This window comes from Enterococcus durans NBRC 100479 = LMG 10746 (assembly GCF_001544215.1).
In the GTDB taxonomy this organism is placed as follows: Bacteria; Bacillota; Bacilli; order Lactobacillales; family Enterococcaceae; genus Enterococcus_B; species Enterococcus_B durans.
Map to the genome: position 1 here is coordinate 22088 of NZ_BCQB01000027.1, position 21938 is coordinate 44025.

18 protein-coding genes, 1 pseudogene and 1 other annotated feature are annotated in these 21938 nt (G+C 38.8%); of the genes and pseudogenes, 5 read left to right on the forward strand and 14 right to left on the reverse strand.

Going from position 1 to position 21938, the window contains the following annotated elements; all coding sequences use genetic code 11:
* The first annotated feature begins 109 nt into the window (after positions 1-109).
* The gene (locus ED2_RS08860) at positions 110-1147 is read left to right on the forward strand and encodes a LacI family DNA-binding transcriptional regulator (RefSeq protein ID WP_005879927.1); all 1038 of its coding nucleotides are present in this window, start codon (positions 110-112) and stop codon (positions 1145-1147) included.
* Positions 1148-1409: 262 nt separating this feature from the next.
* Here ED2_RS08860 and ED2_RS08865 read toward each other — a convergent pair whose 3' ends face one another.
* Both ED2_RS08865 and ED2_RS08870 read right to left on the reverse strand, forming a co-directional pair.
* Complete coding sequence (locus tag ED2_RS08865) at positions 1410-2540, reverse strand: 5-methyltetrahydropteroyltriglutamate--homocysteine S-methyltransferase (RefSeq protein WP_016176523.1); 1131 nt, start codon at positions 2538-2540, stop codon at positions 1410-1412.
* Positions 2541-2625: 85 nt separating this feature from the next.
* Positions 2626-2855 (reverse strand) — a binding site (T-box leader).
* 186 nt (positions 2856-3041) lie between these two features.
* Positions 3042-3725 carry a MerR family transcriptional regulator gene (locus ED2_RS08870; protein WP_016176522.1) on the reverse strand — a complete coding sequence of 228 codons (684 nt, stop codon included), beginning with the start codon at positions 3723-3725 and terminating at the stop codon, positions 3042-3044.
* Positions 3726-3787: 62 nt separating this feature from the next.
* Here ED2_RS08870 and ED2_RS08875 point away from each other — a divergent pair, with 62 nt between their 5' ends.
* Together ED2_RS08875 and ED2_RS08885 are read left to right on the forward strand one after the other, a co-directional pair.
* On the forward strand, positions 3788-5527 hold the full coding sequence (locus ED2_RS08875; protein WP_016176521.1) for an ABC transporter ATP-binding protein: 1740 nt from the start codon (positions 3788-3790) through the stop codon (positions 5525-5527).
* Positions 5528-5538: 11 nt separating this feature from the next.
* A pseudogene (locus ED2_RS08885) lies at positions 5539-7307 on the forward strand (ABC transporter ATP-binding protein).
* A gap of 144 nt (positions 7308-7451) precedes the next feature.
* Here ED2_RS08885 and ED2_RS08890 read toward each other — a convergent pair.
* Together ED2_RS08890 and ED2_RS08895 are read right to left on the reverse strand one after the other, a co-directional pair.
* Positions 7452-8984: a WD40/YVTN/BNR-like repeat-containing protein gene (locus tag ED2_RS08890; RefSeq protein WP_016176518.1), complete on the reverse strand. Its 1533-nt coding sequence runs from the start codon at positions 8982-8984 to the stop codon at positions 7452-7454.
* 75 nt (positions 8985-9059) lie between these two features.
* Positions 9060-11870: a bacterial Ig-like domain-containing protein gene (locus tag ED2_RS08895; protein WP_016176517.1), complete on the reverse strand. Its 2811-nt coding sequence runs from the start codon at positions 11868-11870 to the stop codon at positions 9060-9062.
* A 182-nt stretch (positions 11871-12052) separates the two neighbouring features.
* Here ED2_RS08895 and ED2_RS08900 point away from each other — a divergent pair, with 182 nt between their 5' ends.
* On the forward strand, positions 12053-13099 hold the full coding sequence (locus tag ED2_RS08900) for an AcpB/EbpR/MafR family transcriptional regulator (protein ID WP_060789751.1): 1047 nt from the start codon (positions 12053-12055) through the stop codon (positions 13097-13099).
* Between the two features lie 53 nt (positions 13100-13152).
* Positions 13153-13482, forward strand: a complete 330-nt coding sequence (locus ED2_RS15400; RefSeq protein ID WP_123839728.1) for a hypothetical protein — start codon at positions 13153-13155, stop codon at positions 13480-13482.
* A 381-nt stretch (positions 13483-13863) separates the two neighbouring features.
* Here the strand turns inward: ED2_RS15400 and ED2_RS16045 are convergent, their stop codons facing one another.
* The 10 genes from ED2_RS16045 to ED2_RS14980 form a co-directional block, all read right to left on the reverse strand.
* Positions 13864-13992, reverse strand: coding sequence for a hypothetical protein (locus tag ED2_RS16045; protein WP_005879939.1), 129 nt, complete (start codon positions 13990-13992; stop codon positions 13864-13866).
* 218 nt (positions 13993-14210) lie between these two features.
* Positions 14211-14864, reverse strand: coding sequence for a CBS and ACT domain-containing protein (locus ED2_RS08910; RefSeq protein WP_005879941.1), 654 nt, complete (start codon positions 14862-14864; stop codon positions 14211-14213).
* A gap of 3 nt (positions 14865-14867) precedes the next feature.
* Positions 14868-15572, reverse strand: a complete 705-nt coding sequence (locus ED2_RS08915; RefSeq protein ID WP_005879943.1) for an ABC transporter ATP-binding protein — start codon at positions 15570-15572, stop codon at positions 14868-14870.
* Entirely contained in the window at positions 15572-16348 is a 777-nt protein-coding gene (locus tag ED2_RS08920; protein ID WP_005879945.1) for an ABC transporter ATP-binding protein, read from the reverse strand. The genes ED2_RS08915 and ED2_RS08920 overlap by 1 nt, the downstream gene beginning before the upstream one ends.
* On the reverse strand, positions 16329-17297 hold the full coding sequence (locus ED2_RS08925) for a branched-chain amino acid ABC transporter permease (protein WP_016176515.1): 969 nt from the start codon (positions 17295-17297) through the stop codon (positions 16329-16331). The genes ED2_RS08920 and ED2_RS08925 overlap by 20 nt, the downstream gene beginning before the upstream one ends.
* A gap of 9 nt (positions 17298-17306) precedes the next feature.
* Positions 17307-18185 (reverse strand): branched-chain amino acid ABC transporter permease, encoded by an 879-nt coding sequence (locus ED2_RS08930; protein WP_016176514.1) that lies wholly within the window; start codon positions 18183-18185, stop codon positions 17307-17309.
* A 166-nt stretch (positions 18186-18351) separates the two neighbouring features.
* A complete protein-coding gene (locus ED2_RS08935) occupies positions 18352-19518 on the reverse strand; it encodes an ABC transporter substrate-binding protein (protein ID WP_005879950.1) in 1167 nt (388 codons plus the stop codon).
* Between the two features lie 637 nt (positions 19519-20155).
* Positions 20156-20704: a carbohydrate-binding protein gene (locus ED2_RS08940; RefSeq protein ID WP_016176513.1), complete on the reverse strand. Its 549-nt coding sequence runs from the start codon at positions 20702-20704 to the stop codon at positions 20156-20158.
* Between the two features lie 528 nt (positions 20705-21232).
* Positions 21233-21685 (reverse strand): beta-galactosidase trimerization domain-containing protein, encoded by a 453-nt coding sequence (locus ED2_RS08945; protein WP_005879954.1) that lies wholly within the window; start codon positions 21683-21685, stop codon positions 21233-21235.
* 102 nt (positions 21686-21787) lie between these two features.
* A partial coding sequence (locus ED2_RS14980) for an IS3 family transposase (protein WP_010777241.1) occupies positions 21788-21938 on the reverse strand: 151 nt, incomplete at its 5' end.

The following is a 21938-nucleotide window of genomic DNA, read 5'->3' on the forward strand; positions in this document are numbered from 1 at the left end:
TTCACCTCTCCACAAATAGTAACCGTTTACTTTTCTTACATTTCCTGTATACTGTTTACTAAACAAATTTGTCAATAACAATTCAAAAAATTTTTTTCGAGGTGGTCATATGGTTGGTATTAGAGATGTAGCCAGAAAAGCGAATGTTTCCCCTACGACAGTTTCACGGGTCTTGAATGAGGATAAAACGATCAATGTAGCAGATCAAACAAGGGACCGGATTTTTGCAGTCGCTGCCAGTTTGAACTACGATATCAATAAACGAAAATATGTAAAAAAACGATTACCTTCAATTGGAGTCATTTCAACGATTAGCAAAGCCAGTGAAGAACAAGATAGTTACTATAAAGAATTACGTGCTGGATTGGAAGAAGAAGCCAGCCGTCTGCATATCGGCATGAATCGAATCTATAATCTATCCGATAATCCTACAGAATGGAAAGATTTGGATCAGTTAGGTGCGATCATCGTCGTTGGCACTGTGACGAAACAATCCATCTCTGATCTCCTAAAACAAAACAAACATTTGGTTGTAGTCGATAATCCAGACATCCAACAAGAAGTTGATATGGTTTATGCAGATTTAGAACGAATGACCAACTCCGTATTAGAACTTTTTTTAGAAAATGGACATCAGAGGATTGCCTATATTGGCGGATATCAAGTAGATATGGATGAATTCGGCGGGAAAACAATCACAGAAAACGAAAAAAGAAGTCGTGCCTATCTTCATTTTATGCGCGACCATCATTTAGAGAGCCACATCACTCATTATCTAGGCGAATGGACAGAAGAATCAGGGGAACGACTTGCCAGTGAACTACTAGCTGACAATAAAACAAATTTACCCACAGCAATTCTCATCGGAAGTGATCCAATCGCACTTGGCGTTTACAAAGCACTAGAAAAACAAGAGCTCCAAATCGGAAAAGACATCGTGCTTGTGAGTTTTGACAATATCGAAGCAATTTCGACTCTCTCCCCTGGGTTAACAAGTGTTGCCATCAGTGCAAAAGCGATTGGTAAATCGGCTGTTCGATTGGCTGTAGAACGAATCGACCACCTTAGAGAAGAACCAATCATCGTCACCTATCCGACACGACTGATCATAAGAGAAAGTTTCATTCCACAAACGAAACAAACTTAAGGGCAATAAAAAAACGTTGGTTCGCCACCTGTTTAACACGTGCGAACAAGTAGCGTGCCAATGCTTTAATTGAGCGTGAGACAAAAGTAAGAAACTCTTTTGTCTCATTCTTTAAAAACGGATAAATGGTGGGAGCAGAAGCAACTCCTTCTTAAATAAGCCAAAATTCACAAAAATTTGAAAAGCAATTTTCATTGATTTCTTCCTATTTCTCGGAGTTAAACACTTCTGTCCCAACCTCTTTTTCGATGAACTAAACAAATCATTTCCATACTTCTTCTGCAATACTTTTGACGAATGCCAGCTTTTCCCATTGTTCCTCTTCAGTCAATATATTGCCTTCTTCAGTGGACGCAAAGCCACATTGTGGGCTAAGGCATAATCGATCTAAAGGCAGATACCGAGTTGCTTCGTAAATGCGTTCGATGATTTTCTGACGATCTTCTAGTTTCCCGCTTTTAGTAGTGATTAGTCCTAAAACCACTAACTTATCCTCGGATACTTTGGCAAGTGGTTCAAAGCCACCTGAGCGCTCACTATCGTATTCCAAATAATATGCTTGGACATTTTCTTGCGTGAACAAAGGATCTGCCACATCCTCATACCCACCAGCTGCAGCCCATGTCGAGTGATAATTTCCGCGACAAACATGCGTGTTCAGCGTCAAATCGTCTGGCTGATCTGCTAAAACAGCGTTGTTGATCGTTAGGTACAGTTGTGCTAACTCCTTGCGCACTTCTCGTTCATCCTGTTGCGTTTCTGCTAAAAAGCCTTTAGGTAAAGGAGCAACTAATACGCCCCACGTACAATCATCCAATTGGATCGTGCGGGCTCCTGCTTGATAAAGGTCGGCGATTACTTGGCGGTAAGCTGCAACGATGTCTTTGATCAATTCGTCATTTTCTGGATAGGTTTCTCGAATCTTTGGTAAAATATCCGGACGAAGCAGTTCCACTAAAATTTGAGCAGGAGCAGGAATCGTTTGTTTTACTTCGATCCCGGCGCTAGTATGCTCACGAGTAAACCGAAAATGGTCAATAAACGGATGTTCTTCTCCTGAAATCTTACCAGTGACAGTAATCGTTCCAGGACGTGTTTCTTCTCCATGGAAAAAGTAGCCGTGTTCTGGCACAAAAAACTCGATGCCATTTAGTCCATAGAAGAAATCCAAATGCCACCAACTTCTGCGGAATTCCCCATCTGTCACAGCCTTCAAGCCAAGAGCCTCTTGTTTTTTGATCAAGTCGATGATGGCTTCATCTTCTACTTTCGTCAATTCTGCTTGACTGATTTTTTGTTTGTTAAAGTCCTCTCTTGCTTGTTTCAATTTTTCTGGTCTTAAAAAACTCCCTACAATATCATAACGAAATGGTGATGTTCTACGTGTTGTCATGTGTTTTCCTCCTCTTTAACAAATGCGCGTGAAGTTTCACTGAGCAAAATGAAAAAAGCACCCGTTCCTTTTAACCATTACAGATAAAAGGGACGAATGCTTCGTGTTACCACCCTAATTCACATTATTCTCGTAAACAATGTCTCAACAGTACCTAAGATACTCGGCAAGATAACGGTCACAGTCCGTTTGATTTGCGTGAACAAATCAAAATGCTCAGAGTTCATCTTCACTGACGAAAGGATCTCCTTTTTCACCCACCGGAGTCTCTTTGTTCCTTCACCATTCAGCTACTCTTCTCTTCAACGCTTCATTATTTGCTAATTAATATCCCACTTTCTTATCAGATTGTCAATGTTTTTTTCATTTTTCTTAAAAGAAAACATCCTTATCACATAATCTCCAGCCATGCTTGGTAGTATTCTTCGAACACATCTTTCTTCGTTGTATTCGTCAATAGATATTGACCGATTACTCGTCCAGATTTTAGTCCCTGTTTTTCTAATTTTTTTTCACCTGATCGACATTGTTATTTTTAGTGTTCCCGACTTCGACTTTCAGCAAAAAACGACGATATTTCTTGGCTGGATCTTTTCGCCAAACGGTTTTAGACATGGGTAGAGCATTCGTCTGTTCATCTGTACAAAAACCATAGATCATTTCATCACTGATCGAAAAATCAAAGACACTGCCAAAACTGGCATACGTTTCTAAATAAGCTTTCGAATCTAAAATATCGTCAGAATCAACGGCAACGATGGCCTCAAAAGGCGGCGTTTCTTCTAGAAAGTCATTATTTTGGTGTGCAAGCATCAGCTTCAATTGCTCTTTTCGTTTCAAGATTTCCTCATGCTTCTTTTGCAACTCTACTTTTTCCAGATAGATCCTTTGTTCTGTTTGAGCAATCGTTTCATAGTGTTCTTCCAGCGTTTTTCCATATAAATTTTGCATTTGTTTGATTGGAACATCAAGCTTTCGGTAAAAATCAATATCATAGATTTGGAAAATAGCATCAATATCAAATAGTCGATAATCATTTTCCTCATGTCGGCTCGAATGGATCAAGCCTTGCTCGTCCCAATACCGAATCGTCGATTTTGGCACATTCAACAATTTGGATACTTCCCCGATCGTATACAGTTTTTCCGTATTCTCACCCCATTTGCAGTTTAACTTTTTTTCCATTGACCTTCAAGCAACTTGAAGGTGTAGAATTCATATTTGTCAGAAAAAAAGGAGGAAAACATATGCAATTACTAAAACAATTTTTACAGAAGAATAAAAAAATCGTTTTTTTCACTTTTTTATTTATCTGTTTGCAGATCATCGGGACCCTTGGCGTTCCCAAGCTAGTCGCAACACTGATCGATGTTGGTATTGCCAGTGGTGAGAAAACGAAAATCTATGCGATTGGCGGGCAAATGCTGATTGTTGCATTATTCGGTTCACTGGCAGCAATTGCTTCCAGCTACTTTTCCGCACTAGTATCCGCTAAGTTTGGCTACCAAACACGTGAAAGATATTTTGCTAAGTTCCAGCAATTATCCATCAAAGATGCCGATCACTTTGGTACTAGTTCTCTGTTAACACGAATGACAAATGACGTGGACAACGTCCAACAGATGCTTGTCTTATTTTGTCAATTGATCTTGCCTGCACCGATCATTGCGCTCTTTACTTTGGTGATGATGTTCCAATACTCGTTTACCTTAACAATGATCACGTTGACTTCTGTGGTTCTTTATGCTGGGGTCATTTATTTTTTAATGAAAAAAGGTACGCCTCTTTCATTAAAGATCCAGCCTAAAATGGACCGGATCACGATCACCTTAAGGGAGTTTTTTACTGGAGTCACCATGATCCGTGCATTCAACAATCAAGAGTATGAGGAACGACGGACAAATCAAACATTTGAAGAGTATGCGGACCAGATGATCAAAGTCAATCGGATATTCGCTTGGGTGACTCCAATTGCTTTCTTACTCATGGGGATCGTTTATAGTACTATTTTGTGGTTTGGTGGCACATTGGTAAGTAATGGTTCGCTCCAGATTGGGATCGTTACAGCAATCGTTGAATATTCGATGTTGACCCTAGCTTATTTGATGACAGCGGCGATGGTCTTAGTTGTCATTCCTAAATCTATTTCTTCTCTGAAAAGAATAGAAGAAATGCTTGAGGCACCGATTGAAATTAAAGAACCAGAACAGCCAAAGAATGAGTTATTGTCTCTGACTGAGGAGCCAATTTTGTCTTTTAAGCATGTTTCATTTAGTTATTCAAAAGATTCTGAACCTGTACTAGAAGATCTACATTTTGATATTCTTAGAGGAAAAACGACTGCAATCGTAGGCGGTACTGGTTCCGGAAAAAGCACGATTGCTAAACTACTTCTACGTTTAAATGATACAACCAGTGGCGAAATCCTGCTTGGCGGGCAACCACTTCAAGAGTTGGAACAAACAATGATCCGTCAAATAATCAGTTATGTGCCTCAAAAAGCTTTCTTGTTCAGCGGGACCATTCGTTCAAATCTTGCCATGGGACATGAGGAAGCATCAAGCGAGCAACTAAACAAAGCGCTGCGCATCTCTCAATTGGAAGAAGTCTTAGCTAAATTACCCGCTGGTCTAGATAGTTTTGTGGCTCAAGGCGGCGACAACTATTCGGGCGGACAAAAACAAAGAATGTGTATTGCCAGAGCATTGATCAAGCCGGCTGAGATTTATGTGTTTGATGATAGTTTTTCAGCACTAGATTACAAAACTGATGCTACTTTAAGACAGGCTTTACAAGATGAGATGTCGGATAAAACCCTCGTCATTGTCGCACAAAGACTCAGTACGATCATGCACGCAGATACTATCATCGTTTTGGATAACGGTAAGATCGTCGGGGAAGGTACGCACGAACAACTACTCGCCAATTGCGATTCTTATCAGGAATTTGCGAAATCACAAGGAATAGTGAAGGAAGGGATAGCGTGACGAAAAACAAAATGAATAGCAAAAAACAAAGTTTGATGCGTTTTTGGAAAATGATCCAAGCAGATCACCCTATTTTTTACGGCTTGCTTCTTTGCAGTTTGATCGGTAATTTGTTAGTCGTCGCAATGCCGATGATCATGGGTATCGGCATCGACCAATTACTACAGCGAATCAGTGAAGTCGGCATGATGAACATGTCGCTCTCAGACATAAAAGATACCCTTTTGATGCCAGTCATATTACTGATTACCTTTTCTTTTCTCAGCAGTATCACTTCATTTATCCAAGAGCGGACAATGGCCACTTTAAGTGAAAAAATCGCCCTTACTGTTCGAAAAGAAATCACAAAAAAATTCAAAACACTACCGATGGCTTTCTTTGATCAACACCAGGTGGGCGAGATCATCAGTCGAACAACGACTGGATTGAATCAGGTATCTCAAGTCTTACTCACTGGGATCAACCAATTTTTCACGTCATTGGTGACGATAACATTTTCTATTGTAATGTTATTTTACATCAATACAAAGTTGACATTACTCGTTATCCTATTGATTATTGGGAGTGCCTACGTAACCCACCGATTTGCAAATAAAAACAAACAGATCTCAGATAAAATCAAGCAGAACTTGGCTCTTTGAACAATAAAATGGAAGAATATCTTGCAGGAAATCTAGTGATCAAAACTTTTAATCAGCAGGATCAGGCCATCGAGTCGATACGCAAGATCAATCAAACGCACTATCAAGCCTTTAAAAAAGCACAATTTATGAATTTTGCGATTTATCCAGTCATTCGTCTAATGAATCAACTTGCTTTTATCGTTAGTGCGATTCTTGGAGGAAGTCTGGTTTTATCTGGTGGCATCACCCTCGGCCTACTGCAAGCATATCTCCAATACATCAATCAAATTTCAGAACCGATCTCCACTGCTTCTTACGTTATCAATGCTATCCAATCTGCGATGGCTGCGATCGACCGGATATTTGAGATCATGGATGAGCCAAATGAGCTACCTGATAGTCAAGAACAACACCTCTCTTCACCTAAAGGAGCCATCGAATTTAAAGAGGTGCGCTTTGGCTATACTCCAGATAAACAATTGATGGAAAATGTAACTATTTCGGTCAAACCTAAACAGACGATTGCGATCGTTGGCCCTACTGGAGCAGGAAAAACGACACTCGTGAACCTATTGATGCGTTTTTACGAATTAACAAAGGGGAAAATCGAGTTTGACCAGATTGACATCACCAAGTTATCAAGAAATGAGTTGCGAAAGCATTTTGGGATGGTCTTACAGCATACTTGGTTGTTTGAAGGAACTGTTGCCGAGAATATCGCCTACGGGAAACGCCAAGCGACAAGAGCGCAGATCGTCCATGCAGCTGAAATAGCGCAATGTGACCATTTCATCCGAACCTTACCAAACGGTTATGATACAATCATCTCAAGTGAAAACGGCACTCTCTCACAAGGTCAGCAGCAGCTTCTAACTATCGCTCGTGTCGTATTGGCTGATCCTGCTGTCGTAATCTTGGATGAAGCTACTTCTAGTGTAGATACACGAACAGAAGCATTGATCCAGCAAGCAATGAGTGCCTTGACAGAAAACCGTACTAGCTTTGTGATCGCACATCGACTGTTTACCATTGAAAATGCGGATTTGATCCTCGTCATGGAAAACGGTGACATCGTGGAACAAGGCACTCATACAGAACTATTGAGCAAACCCACGCTCTATGCTAGCTTGTATAACAGCCAATTTCAAACAACGTAAAAACGGTAAAGACTGTTCATGGTTCTTAGTGAAATCGTTCTTACTTCAAAAAAAGCAAAAACATCAATGGACTAATCCTTTCTTTTTGGATCTGTCCATTGATGTTTTTGCTTTCTTTAATAGTGCGCCTCACCATTTAGTTCACTAATCATTGATATCTACTTGGGATAATTGCTGTTCAAATTGCCACGTCTCGCCATTATCGGTCGAGGTAAACAGACAAGCAAACATTTTCCCAATATCGATCGAATTTGCCTTCAAAAGATAAAATTTTGCTTCTAACTTATTTGCGCTGACTTGGGTCACCTCGTTCGGCGATTGGAACAAGTCCAATCCTCCTGTTTGATAATCCGCAGGAATGGTCACAATAGATTCTTTGAACGACCTTCCGCCATTGGCTGTATAGTAGAGTTTTTCTCTGGTAGAAACAAAGCCGAGAGAAGTTGTTACAAAACTAACATTTTGGATTGGTTGGTCGATCACTGTGCCACCTGTTGATATCCAAGACTTTCCTTTATCGTTTGTTGTATAGATCTGTAAACTTTCTGCAGACATCCCATTATCAGTAGACAACATGACGATTCCTTGATCACCGTTCAAAAAAGTTGCTTTTCTATACCTCACACGTTCTCCATGATTCGTAATTAGATTTTTGCCCCAAGTCTTCCCAGCGTCAGTCGAAGTCAGCATATATACATCTTGCTGATCAGGTGAATAGAGAAACCAAGAAAAATCAGGAGATAGATCAAATGTTTTATCCATCCAGTAACCAACTGGAATAGTTCCAGAAGTCAGTGTATAGTCTCCAAAGCGGACCCAGTCAAGCTCGAGCGGTACAAATCGCCACTGTTTACCTTGATCTGTTGTCATATATAATTTTTTCGTCTCCTGATCAATCTTCAAGTCATTCGTCTGACTTGCCACCAATTGAACTTCTTTTTTTGGATCTTTCAAGAGATTCCCATCATCGGACCGTTCTGAAGAATGTGTCACTGCACCTTTAGCGATCGTTGATCCATGTATCCCACTGATTGGACCTCCTGAAGCGTAGAAAAAAGCCCCGCCTAGACCTAACAGCAACAACCCTGCTCCTAGTGCAAAATGCCGACTGAACACAGTTCTTATTTCAGGAACAGTTTCCATTGTTTCATCCGTTTCTATAAAAATAGCGTACCGATCCATGCCATGCCACTTGTAAATACCCAAAAACAAGGACACATCATCAATCGTTTTGGAAAGAAAAAAACAATCCTTTTTTGCTACGGTCATTTTCAGTTCATTCTTTTCAAACAAAAAAATAGAAGGAAAATCTTGTATAGGGGCTTTGGCATAGAAATGATTTTCTACTCGTTTTTCGATCCACTGGTCAAAGTGTCGGGAAATATGGTGATATCTTCCCCATAAAAAAGAAAACAATAAGAACAAAATCACCATGACAAAAAAACCACATGCTTTGGAAAATCCATAGAGATTCGTTACACGATCGATCGAAGAATAAGAAATCCCTCTATTTAGTAGATACTGATAGACGACTCCCGCAAGTCCATAAAAAAAGAACAGCGCTCCGATAAAATAAAACCCCAACATTACACTCATTTTTTTCGTTTGCTTCTTGATAATCATCATTATTTTTTGTTTGGTGGAAAGTAATTCAATAATCAATAGTTCATTGTCCATAAAAGTCAGACTCCTTTTTTACAGTATGCCGTAAAAAAAGGAGTCTGACTAGTCTATTAAAAATCTATTTACCGTTTATTTACTTTTTTTGTCTTTTTTATAAATCAGTGTCAACGCTACAGCCAATATCCCAAACCCTAAAGCTGTTGCAAAAGAATGACGTTCACCTGTTTTAGGAAGATTTTTCCCTTCATTAGTAGTAGAACTTGCTGGCTTAGTTGTGGCTTTTGGCGTTGTGGTCTGCTGATTGTTCGTGTTGTCTGTTGGCGTTTGACCATTTTGATTAGGCGGTTTAGGTTTACTATTGGTTTCTTTCTTGACGACATGGATAAACACTGAAACAGATTTCCTACCATTTTTGTAAGTGACTGGGTAAATCCCGACTTTCGATGTGTCGACTGATCCGTCAACCATGTTCATCTCAAAAGGAACACTTTTTCCTTCTTTGTCTGTTGCCGAAAGAAAATTATCGAGCGGATCCCACGAATCTCCTACGCTGAGTGTCGAATCCTTCGCATGGATCGTTTCTTTGTTTTCTTTGACCGTTACTGTTGTCTGTTGTTCAGCTTGTCCATTTCTGAACACTACTTTATAAGTTCCGATTTTCTTACTATCTACTACCCCACTCACCATCTCTTTTATAAAGAACAACGGACTCCCCGCCTTGTCTGTCGCTGAAATAAATTGATCCGCCGGGTTCCAAGTATCCCCTACATAAATCGTCAAATCTTTTACTACGATTGTTTCTTTATTTTCCTTAACAGTAACCTCTGCAAGCTGGCTCGCACTTCCATTCGTATAAGTTACCTGATAGTTGCCAGGGACTTTAACATTTACATCGCCAGTGACCATAGTAGGATCAAATGCAAGACTATTCCCATCTTTGTCTGTTGCCGAAACAAAATTTGCAGCCGGATCCCACTTATCTCCCACATACAATACTGAATTTCTGATGACGATACTTTCCAGATTTTCTTTCACTGTGACAGTGCTTACTTGACTTGCGCTTCCATTCGTATAAGTGATCGGTGTTATGCCCGCCACAGAAGTATCTACTGTTCCAGTGACCATGCTAGGATCAAAATCCATCGCATTGCCGTCTTTATCAGTCGCAGAAATAAAGTTGTCTGCCGGGTCCCATAAGTCATTAACGTAGAGAGTCGCATCTTTTACAGAAATCGATTCTAGGTTGAGCGTTTTTTGCCAAACATAGGTGTCCGCCATCGTACCAGTATAAGTAGCCATCAATTGATCCGAGGTCAGTATATGGTCTCCTTTTGGTATCGCTACTGTCCCTGCTCCGACATTTTGCCAATAGCCGGTATTGGGTTCAACTGTAGGAATAGCCGGAAGATTGGCCTCAGACAGAAATTGAAAATTAGGTCCAAGGGTCAGGGTTGATAATTGTGACATTCCCGAAAATGATTGGTTCATTTCCTCTAATGCTCCTGTAGATACTGCGGAAATATCTAGTGCTTTTAATTTTGAACAGTTTGTGAACATATAATTCATAAACTTGATTTTTGGTGTAGCAAAATTAGACACATCTACCGCTGCAAGGGCACTACATCCATAAAACATATAGCTCATAGTCGTGACATTACGCGTATCAAAATTAGACACATCCACATCTGTCAGGTTGTGACAACCATAAAACATGTAGCGCATTGAGGTTACGCGACTTGTGTCAAACCCCTCAACAGGCAAAGACGTCAGCGCTGCGCAGTTATAAAACATGTAATGCATGTTGAGGACCTTGGCTGTATCAAAATTCTGAAGTGACAGTGCCCTTAGTCCTGAACACCCATAAAACATAAATGACATATCCGTGACTTGGTGTGTATCAAGGCCCGACACATCCAGTTGGGTCAGCTTACTACAACTGCGGAACATATGGCTCATGTCATCGACATTTCCCGTATCAAAATTGGAGATATCCAGTGTAGTGAGCTCTGAGCAGTTGTAAAACATGTAGCTCATATTCGTCATTCCGCTCGTATCAAAGGAAGATACATTTAGTGAAGTGAGCGAATGGCAGTCACAAAAAATACTGCCCATCTGTGTCACATTGCTTGTGTTGAAAGTCGATAAATCCAGTGAGACAAGCTGTGAACAGCCATAGAACATATAGCTCATATTTGTCACATTCGTCGTGTCAAACCCAGATACATCCAGATTGGTCAATTTAGAACACCAGTAAAAGAAATACCTCATATCCCCTACATGACTCGTATCTAAATACTCTAGATTCTCGATCATCGTCACTTGGTTCATATCAAAAAACAGGCCAAGAGAGTGGGCATTTGCCAGCGTAGGTGCCGTAAAAATAATCTTAGTGATCGAAGAGCGATAAATATACCACGGTGCTCTGACACTCATTGTAGCTTCACCTAATTCGCCACCGTCTATGTATAATACCCCTTGCGCATCAATACGCCAAGGACTCGTTCCATATGTACCGCTTGCTAAATCTGTATCCTTTGCTATGTCAGTTGATTCCGTCGCTTTTTCTTTTTGCTCGTTTATTGCCGTTTTTTCTTGCTCATCCATCAGTACATTTTCGGGTGGGGAGGATTCGGTAACCTCTTCCGCAATAGGGATATCTATCGTCTCATCGACAGGGGATTCTTCGCTAGGCTCAACTGGTTCCAATGGCGTCGTAGTTGCTTCCTCAGGTATTTTTTCAGGTAGTTGTTCTTCATTATTTTCTGGAGATGAAGTAACTGTATTATCTATCTTCCCATCATCTTTCTTCTCTTCATCTTGTGGAACGCTCATTTCTTGTTCAGCAACTTCTTCTGCGTAATGATTTGCCGCTGTAGAAATAAAAGTGTTGCCAGCAAGCATCAAAGCAAGCGAGACTTTAAAAAATTTCTGTCTGAACATTGGTCTTTTCCTCCTCATCCATAATCATGCACTTTAAATTTTACTGTTTATTTGCGACAAAAGATTTCTCTTTTTTTCTTTCAAAGAAAAAAAAGGACAAAATTTCATCTAAAAAATAAAAAGATAAATAAAAAATACGTATATACTAAAAAAATAGTGATTACATGATCTAGGAGATCTCTATGGATAATTTATTTTTTAGACTACAGGAGAACAAACAATTCCAACGTCAGATACTGATCCTTCAATATTTAAATAAGAAAGACCACCCTTCTACATCGCAGGAACTCAGCAACGTAACAAAAACATCGTCACCGACTTTACGCTCTGATATTGATGCTTTACGACAGATTCTTCCAAAAGAAATGACAATCACATTTCAAAAAAGAATAGGTTACCAACTTATGGTACCTCGTTCTCCAAAAATCGAGACCATTATTTTAGATCTAGCAAAACACACGCCTGTCTTTCAATTGATCGATCAGTATTTCCGTGGACGGATACGCTCACTACAATCAGCAGCTGCCACCCTTTACTCATCGCAATCACGCATTCGAAAAATCATCAAAGAAATGAACAAAGAACTGCAGATTTATCACTTGCAATGGCGGACATCACCAATGAAAATCCAAGGAAGTGAGGCAGATATCCGTTGCTTTCTTTTTGATTTTTATCAAAGTTTCAATATTGATTTTATGGCAGAAGGTATTCCTGTTGATTCAAATTTTATAAAATCTGTTCAAACACTTATCGGCCTACCGATCGATACTCTAAAGGCACAGCTCTGGCTGATTATTTTAACGAAACGATTATCTCATAAATATCCCATTGTACTTGACCTTGCATTAAAAGAAGACATTACTTTTCGAGAAAGCTTCACTCAGTTCAAGAAAAGAGTCAGGTACCTATTCAAAGCAACTTTCAGAACTCAGACGATTCCTCAAGAGGAGTTGATTTGGCTATACATAGTCTTTCTAAATTGTGTCGTCTATTCAAGCGATGCTGACCAATTCTGCTACCCTGAAGACCGTGAACACTACGATACATATCATCAGTTTTTTCTACCAATGATTCCCTCTGTTGAAAATACTGATGAACTATATGCTTTTTCCGTTAATCTAAGGCTTTTGTCTCATGTTTCTAGCCATTATCAAAAAAATCCCTTAAAAGACTCCTTTGATTTGCCGTTACATTTAAAAAACTTTATGAAGACTGGTATATCTATTTAAAAACACCCACTGTACAGCATTTTTTTCCCATTCTTCATCCTGAACATGTTGCTTTGTCCTTTACCATGTTCCATTATTCTTTACTAAAGGCAGTTGACACGACCCAGATCAAGGTATTCTTTTCTTTTCATGGTAATGCCGGTCTCTCCTCTTACTTGCTGAAATTAGTGGAACAGATCATTCCTCGATCCATTCAGCCATTATTTACAACAGGCACACATGATTATAGAAAGGTCCTTTCCTCTGACGTGTCATTGATCGTCTGCAATCATCGTTGGGATAATTGGAAAAATTGCCCTGTTTTTACACTTTCTTCTCTGCCACAAGAAAAAGAGTGGTTGGACCTTCACCAACTACTTTTAAATCTGAGTGCGTTCAACTAAAAAGGGTGTGGGACAAATCTAAAAATCAGTTTCCCTATAGACTCTCGAATAAACGGCGGGAGCAGAAGCAACTCCTTCGGAAATAAGCCGAAATTCACAAAAATTTAAAAAGCAATTTTCGTTCATTTCTTCTTATTTCTCGGAGTTAAACACTTCTGTCCCAGCCTCTCTCAAATAAACGTCGTCCAAAAATCAGGTCTTTCGGCAATTTCAAAAAAAGAGGCTAGGACAAAGTAAGAAACACTTTTGTCCCAACCTCTTTTGCACAAATCGTTCCAACATAATTAGTTATTTCAAAAAATAAGTAAAAATATCCAAGAATATTGAAAATCACATGAATCTTTTCATACTCTTGACATTCAACCACTCTCTTCTTTAAACCTACTTGTTATATATTTTTGGTCCTTTACGCATATTGCTGCGATCATTTTTTGGTTCTTGCATTTTTTTTGAACGACCGCCGCCTTGTTTCTTTTTGATCAATTCAAGCATTTTTTCTTTTGTGTCCACTGATTTTACACCTCTTTTGATTATCCTATTGATTTTCATCATTTTTTTCGCTAACCATTACAGGAAGACTGATATAGTATACCAATATTACTTCCTCTTTAGTAGTCTTCAAGAAGAAAATTAGCTATTTCTCTAAAATATACCCTACCTTAACGAAAAGATCCCTAAAAATTAGATTTTTCATCTAACCTTTAGAGATCCTTAGACTTTCGACATACCTATTTTTTTACGTTTGTCAGCATTGCTTCTAATACAGTATAGCCCTCTGCTTCCAAAAATTCTTTCAACTCTTTAACCTCTTGTGTAGAGATTTGGAATTCGATGATCGTTTCTGTTTCATTACGATTCACTACAACTGTTGCAATGTTATAGCCATGGGATGAAAGCACTTGGCAGACTTCAGCTAATACGCCTCGTTGGTCTTTTTCGATTCGAAGCTGGATTCTTGTGCCCCCATCTGTATAACCAGTGATTTTCAAAAAAGCGTCAAATATATCATTATTTGTGATGATTCCTACCAAGTTTTCTCTCATGTCTACGACTGGTAAGACCCCAATATTCTTCTTTCTCATCAGATAGATCGCATCTTCTAATAAATCATTCGGTGCAATAGTTTGTACGTCCCGGATCATTACATCATTGACTGTGGTTTTATTCAATAGGTAATTTATTTCAAACACACTCAGACTGGTTGCTTGTGAAGGCATTGCTGCTTGGATCGTTCCTTCAGTGATCAAGCCAATTAAACTATTATTTTCAACGACAGGTAACCGATGGATCTCGTACTTTTTCATCAAATCAACTGCATCAAATATTTTTGTTTGAGGATCTACCACGACCAACTCTTTCGTCATAAAATCTTTTACGCTCATCCTTTATCCTCCCAAATATGCTTTTTTCACTTCTTCACTCGCTAGTAATTCTGCGCCAGTTCCTTGTAAAACAATTTTCCCCGTTTCGATTACATACCCGCGATCTGCAATTGACAAAGCCATTTTTGCATTTTGTTCAATCAATAAAACGGTGGTACCTTGTTGTTGGATTTCCTGGATGATATTGAAAATCTCTTTAATGAAAATCGGTGCCAACCCCATTGATGGCTCATCAAGTAACAACAGACGTGGTTTAGACATCAATGCACGCCCCATCGCAAGCATTTGCTGTTCTCCCCCCGACAAAGTGGAAGCATCCTGATTTTTACGTTCCTTTAGAATCGGAAAACGTTCGTAGATTTCAGAAAAACTTTTTTTGATTCCTTCATTATCTTTTCGTAAAAAGGCACCCATTTCTAAATTTTCTTGAACAGTCAATCCTGGAAATACATGACGCCCTTCTGGTACTTGCGAGATGCCGTGGGTCACGATTTTTTGTGGAGAGACCTTTTGGATTGGCTTTCCTTCAAATTCGATCGTTCCAGATGAAGGCTTAACGAGCCCTGAGATCGTCCGTATAGCAGTCGTCTTACCTGCTCCATTTGCGCCGATCAATGTCACGATTTCCCCTTCATTGACTTCCAAACTGATTCCTCTCACTGCTTGGATCACACCATAATGGACAGATAGATCATTTACTTTCAACATTATAGGTCACCTCCAAGATATGCTTCAATCACTCGTTGGTTACTCCTAATTTCTTCAGGAAGTCCTTCCGCAATGATCTGTCCGTATTCGAGTACATAGATTCGTTCACAAACTTCCATGACTAAACTCATATCATGTTCGATCAGCAAAATCGTGATATGGAATTCTTCTTGGATTTTTCGAATCAATTTGGTCAATTCAGCAGTTTCTTGTGGATTCATCCCCGCTGCAGGTTCATCTAAAAAGAGGATTTGCGGATCCGTCGCTAATGCACGGACAATCTCTAATCGTCGTTGTTCCCCATAAGGAAGGTTACTAGCTAAAGTTTCAGTTTTTTCAGCCAGATCGAATATTTCTAACAGTTGGCGTGCTTTGCTTTCCATCTTTTCTTCCTGTTTATAAAATGATAGTAGGCGGAAGATACTGCTAAGGAATCCCTCTTTATTTTTGGCATTCATCGCAATTAATACATTGTCCATAACTGTCAGTTCTTTGAAAAGTCGGATATTCTGAAATGTTCGGCTAAGGCCCAATGTAGCAATCTTATAAGGGGCTAATTTATTCAATAGTTCCGACTTTCCATCTTTTTCTAAACGAATTTCTCCTTCACTTGGTTCATATACACCAGTCAGTAAATTGAACAGCGTCGTTTTCCCTGCACCATTAGGGCCAATCAGCCCAACCAATTCATTTTTTTCTAAGGAAAGATTCACATTTGAGACCGCAGATAAGCCACCAAAATTTTTAGTAAGATGATCAACCTTTAGTAACGTCATTTACTGATCCTCCTTTTTTTCTAAAAATTTTTTTAGCAGACAATTCCCAAGTTCCTAACAAGCCACCTGGTTTGAAAATCATGATGATGATCAATGCCAAAGAATAAATGATCATTCGCAAAGAACCAAAATCCTGTAGATACATATTTAATACGCCTAGAACAATTGCGGCTACTATTGAACCTGTTACACTGCCTATTCCACCAAATACCACGATGATCAAGATATCGATGGACTTTTGAAACGCAAAGTTTTTCGGCGCAATCGATCCAATATAGCTTGCAGATAATGCACCTGCGATACTTGCAGTTGCCGCACCGATCACAAAAGCGATAACTTTGTATTTTGTTGTGTTGACTCCCATAGATTCTGCAGCAATCTCATCATCACGAATCCCCATTGTTACCCGACCAGCACCACTATGGATATAGTTAACCGTGATCAACGTTGTAACGATCACAAATCCATAGACTAAAGGCCAGTTGACGAAAGACGGAATCCCGAATAGTCCAGAAGGTCCGTTTGTTATACTTTCCATATTAACGATCGCAATACGAATGATTTCTGCAACCCCTAAAGTCGCAATCGCTAAATAATCTCCCTTTAGTCGTAATGTTGGAATCCCTACAACAAGTGCAACCACTGAAGATAATAAAATTCCTACGACTATTCCTGTAAAGAAGCCACCCATCGTTGGATTGTTCATCGCAAATAGCGAACCACAATAGGCGCCGATCGCCATAAATCCTGCGTGCCCTAATGAGAACTGACCAGAAAAGCCAATAACCAAATTCAATCCAACGGCTAAAATAATATTGATGCCGATTGTTACGATAATATTATCGATAAATAAATTGACTAACCCACTGCTGTAAGCGGCGTACAGTACGCCATATATAGCCAGCAACAAAACTAGCCAAAAAATATTGAGTTTCAATCGTTTTTTCATGGCGTTCACCTACACTTTCTCTTTAACATTTTTCCCTAGTATTCCTGCAGGGAGAACCAGTAAAATCAAAATCAGTACAGCATACACAACAGCATCTTTATACATGGATAAGCCAAGTGCATTCGCAATCGTTTCGATCATCCCAATCAAAAAGCCACCTAGAGCTGCTCCTGGAATACTACCGATTCCACCTAATACTGCTGCGACAAATGCTTTCAACCCTGGCACAGTTCCCATCGTCGGATCGATCGAATTGTAATAAAGACCGATCAAGACACCAGCAGCAGCGGCTAAAGCTGATCCTAATGCAAAAGTAAAGGAAATCGTACGGTTGACATTGATCCCCATCAGTTGGGCTGCATCACTATCGACACTAACTGCCCGCATCGCTTTCCCCATCTTTGTCTTCTTGATGATCAACTGTAATAAAATCATCAAGATCAAGGCAATTGCTAAGATCAACAATTGGATATTACTGATCGTGATGAATCCTAAATGATATTCGACTCTTTTGATCACTTGAGGAAACGCCCGATTATTCGAACCGAAGAAATAGATCATGATATTTTGAAGAAAATACGAGACACCTATCGCTGTAATCAATGCAGCGATCCTCGTTGATTTTCTCAAAGGACGATAAGCTAAAAATTCGACTACTACCCCTAATATTGCCGCTCCGATCATTGAAATGATCATTGCGATAAAAAAGTTCAAGTGTAATTGGTTAATTAAGTAAAAACCAATGAAACTTCCAATCATATATACTTCACCATGAGCAAAGTTGATCAAGCCAATAATGCCATAAACCATTGTATAGCCTAATGCCAATAAGGCGTAAATGCTTCCTAGAAAAAGACCATTTACTAACTGTTGAAGAATGACTTCCATATACTCACTTCCAATATCATTTATTTAAAAAGTAAACAACTCATGCTTTCGTACCAGATCCATATAAAACAAAAAAATCATGGAACGATTTTTTATCCCATACCCGTTGCTTTTTTTTCAAAAAAGAAAGGGCAAGACAACCTTCATTGTCTCTGCCCTTCTTCCATTATTCTGGGTTTACTGCATCAGCTGAACTTTCTTTTCCGTTCGTCAAGCCAAGAACAACAGCAGATTTTTCAGGGTTATGATTTTTATCAATAGAGATCGACCCTGTTACGCCTTTAAAGTCTTTCAAATTCGCTAGACCTTTTTGGATAGAAGCGGAATCAGTTCCTTCTTTTTCTGCTGCTTGTTTAACCATATAAACAGCATCATATGCTAATGCGGCAAATTGAGAAGGTGCCGTATTGTATTTCTTTTGGAAAGCATCAACAAAGGCTGGGACTTTGTCGCTTGCAGGAGCACTTGTTGAAAAGTGAGCTGTGTAATAAATGTTCGATGCATTTGCTGCACCTGCAGTTTCAACGAATTTTTCATCTCCAAAACCGTCTGCGCCGACAATCGCTTGTTTGATACCCATTTCACGTGCTTGTTTAACAATCAAGCCTGCTTCTGTATAATAAGCTGGAATATAAAGAACATCGAAATCTTTATCTTTGATATTTGTTAAAATTGCTTGGAAGTCTTTATCACCTGCTACAAAGTTTTCTTCATCAACGATTTGGCCTTTGTATTCATCTTTGAATGCTTTTGAAAGACCTTTTGCATAATCACTTGAACTATCACTTAGAATAACTGCTTTTTTCGAATTTAGTTTATTATCAGCATATTGTGCTAAGATCGTTCCTTGGAAACTATCTTGGAAACAAGAACGGAAAGCATATTTTTGAACTTTGTCCCCATCAACTGTGATCGAATCATCTGTACCTGATGGTGTGATCATCGGAACGCCTGCTTTTGTTAGGTTAGCCAATGAAGATTTAGAGGCACCGGAAGTCGCAGGTCCGATCTGGGCTACTACTTTCTCATTCGTTGCCAAGTTAGCTGAAACAGAAGCTGCTTCATCATTATCTGATTTATTATCTTTATCGACGATTTCAATCTTCTTGCCGTCAATCCCTCCGTCTTTATTGATTTCATCAACAGCCAGTTTGATACCGTCTGATTCTACATCTCCATATGCTGCTACGGCTCCAGATAATTCCAGATTCACCCCTAACTTAAAGGTCTTCGCATCCGCGCTGTTCCCCTCTTTTTTTACGGAAGTCCCGCTTCCACAGCCGGCAAGTGCCAATGCAGCCGCTGCTACTAGAAATATCATTCTTTTTTTCATTTTTGTGTCCCCCTAATTAAATTAAAGCTGAATATGTATTAAAATATACTCAAAAAGAAAACAGTTGTCAATGAATTTTCTGAAAATTTTGAGAATTCAATTTATTCTGTATATTACATCGCCTTGTGAACCATAAAAAAAAGAATCAACCTGAGTATCCATCAGAATTGATTCTTTTTCGAGATTTTAATGGGGGTTCTCATGTTTATTTAATTCTAATAAGAATGACTAATATAGCTTCATTTCCTATTAGCTTCAAGAGAATGTTGCTCTTACTTTTCTAAAAGACAGCAACGAAAGGACTATTTATTAGTTATTTTTATTTCTTTATTGCTTAACTTTTTTCATTTGGCTCAGTTAGTTACGCTTTGACATTGACAAGTCAACATTTTGACATTTTTTCCCCATTGATGCCAAAGTTATACGCCCCATCAATCATACTGTTCACATGCTGAATTAGCAGTAAATATTATATACACGATGATCCCTTCAACACTAATCCCCATTTTTATTCAACGCAAGCGTTACCACTTTTTTCATTTTTTAGAAAGATCAGTCTTAGTTTTTTAGTTGAAGGATTCTATTTAGGTAGCATAGAGGAATCCACTTTTATTTGTTGGATTTTCTTCGCTTCTGGTCAACTAAGATACCACAGTGTGACAATGTCTCCTTCATTCAATTCTCTATCAGCTTTTCCATAAACATTCATTGAACCTATAAAGGAAAGAATACAGTAATAATTGACTTGCTTATTCACTGAAAAATAGTATTTATTATTGATTTCAACTCTATAACTGTCATTCAATTGAGTACTATTTCTCGGGATACTAAAATACACTTCTGTTCGGTTATCTTTATTCAAAGCCACCGATAACTTCCCATCGAATGAAATATTGGTTTCCTCACTTACTTCAATAAACAATCCTTTTGCATCTTCAGGATTCCATTGTGCAGCGCCAGTATTTTCGTGTGTCTGTAATACTTTATACTCCTTTCCCTTGTAACTAACGATTTCATTCAAATTGTATAACTCTGGATTTTCAATTGTGCCTACTTTCCATTCTCTGACACTCGTAGCTACCTCTTGGATGTTATTTTCTTGCATGACCGTCTGAGTTGCCCCCTGGATCGTCCCACCAAACATACCAAGTGCGATTCCTAAAACTAACAAATTTTTCTTTTTCATGATTCTCCTCCGTTTTTTTTGATTTTTGTTACAATTTGATTATAATATGATTTGAAAACACTTTTCCTACACTTTTTACAAAAATAATTAAAAAACGTTATTTTATAATTAGAATAAGAAGTATAATTATGCTATTTCGAAAGTATTACGTATATTAAATACTGCTTAAACCGTTACTAATTTTGATATCTGATAAATTATACCTATCTGATAGTATATGTATGATATTTGTTGTTTTTAATTTACTTTGTTATTATTTATTGCTTACACCAAAAGAACAAGAGGTCGAGACAAATCTAAAAATTAGCTTTGTCTCGACCTCTTGTTTTTCTTATCACTCCAATAAATGATAAAAATGAAAAGGACTAAAATATTTTTCATCTATTATCAAATAAACTATAACTAAAAGTTACTACGCTATAGTTTCTTGTAGTTTAGAGGATAGTTAAATCGTAAACTAACTCCTACAATATAGATTGAAAACTACCTAATCTATAAACTTCCTAAGTGACGAGATTATCCTTGAAATCATTTTTTTGCAACGTAAACCACTCGTACTTCATAAGGTGCTAATAAAAGCTGCAGTGGCACTGCCTGGTTGGTTTCCAAATCAACCACGTTACGAACCAGTGTCAGCTGCTGCTCTTGCTCAGAAAAATTCATGATAAAGTAATAGTCTCGCTCAGCATTTGTTCTCCCTTGAATCGACACTTCTGGATTAGGCTTTGCAATAGCATCTTCTGTAAGATTAAGTTCACTAGCCAACTGTCCATAAAAATGTTTGAAAAAATCATGACTGGTACGAGCAGCTAAATAATAAGCTGTACCTCTGCCAAAACAATTCTTCGTTATTGCAGGTGTGCCATGATAAAACTCTGACTGATAGACTCCTAACACTTGCGCTGATTTTGCTTCGATAACTGCTGAGTAATCCTTCGTCTCAAAAAAATGATCTTGGAATGGCAACAGTTTTTTTGACAAATTTTATAAGGTGCAGAACTTCTTTCCGTATGCTATTCCGATTGTCCTTGACAATGAGCCTCCTCGGATGTGACGATCTTCGGCAGGAGCTAACAGTTAAAGTTAGACTGCCTCGCTAGCGTTAGCACATCCGAGCTCATTATCAAGGATTCGCTGCGCCAATCTCTGGTTACGGTAACCAACCGGTGTCTCGTAGCCAAGTGTACCGTGCAACCGAAGGTGGTTCCACCAATTGACATAGTCAAATAACTCT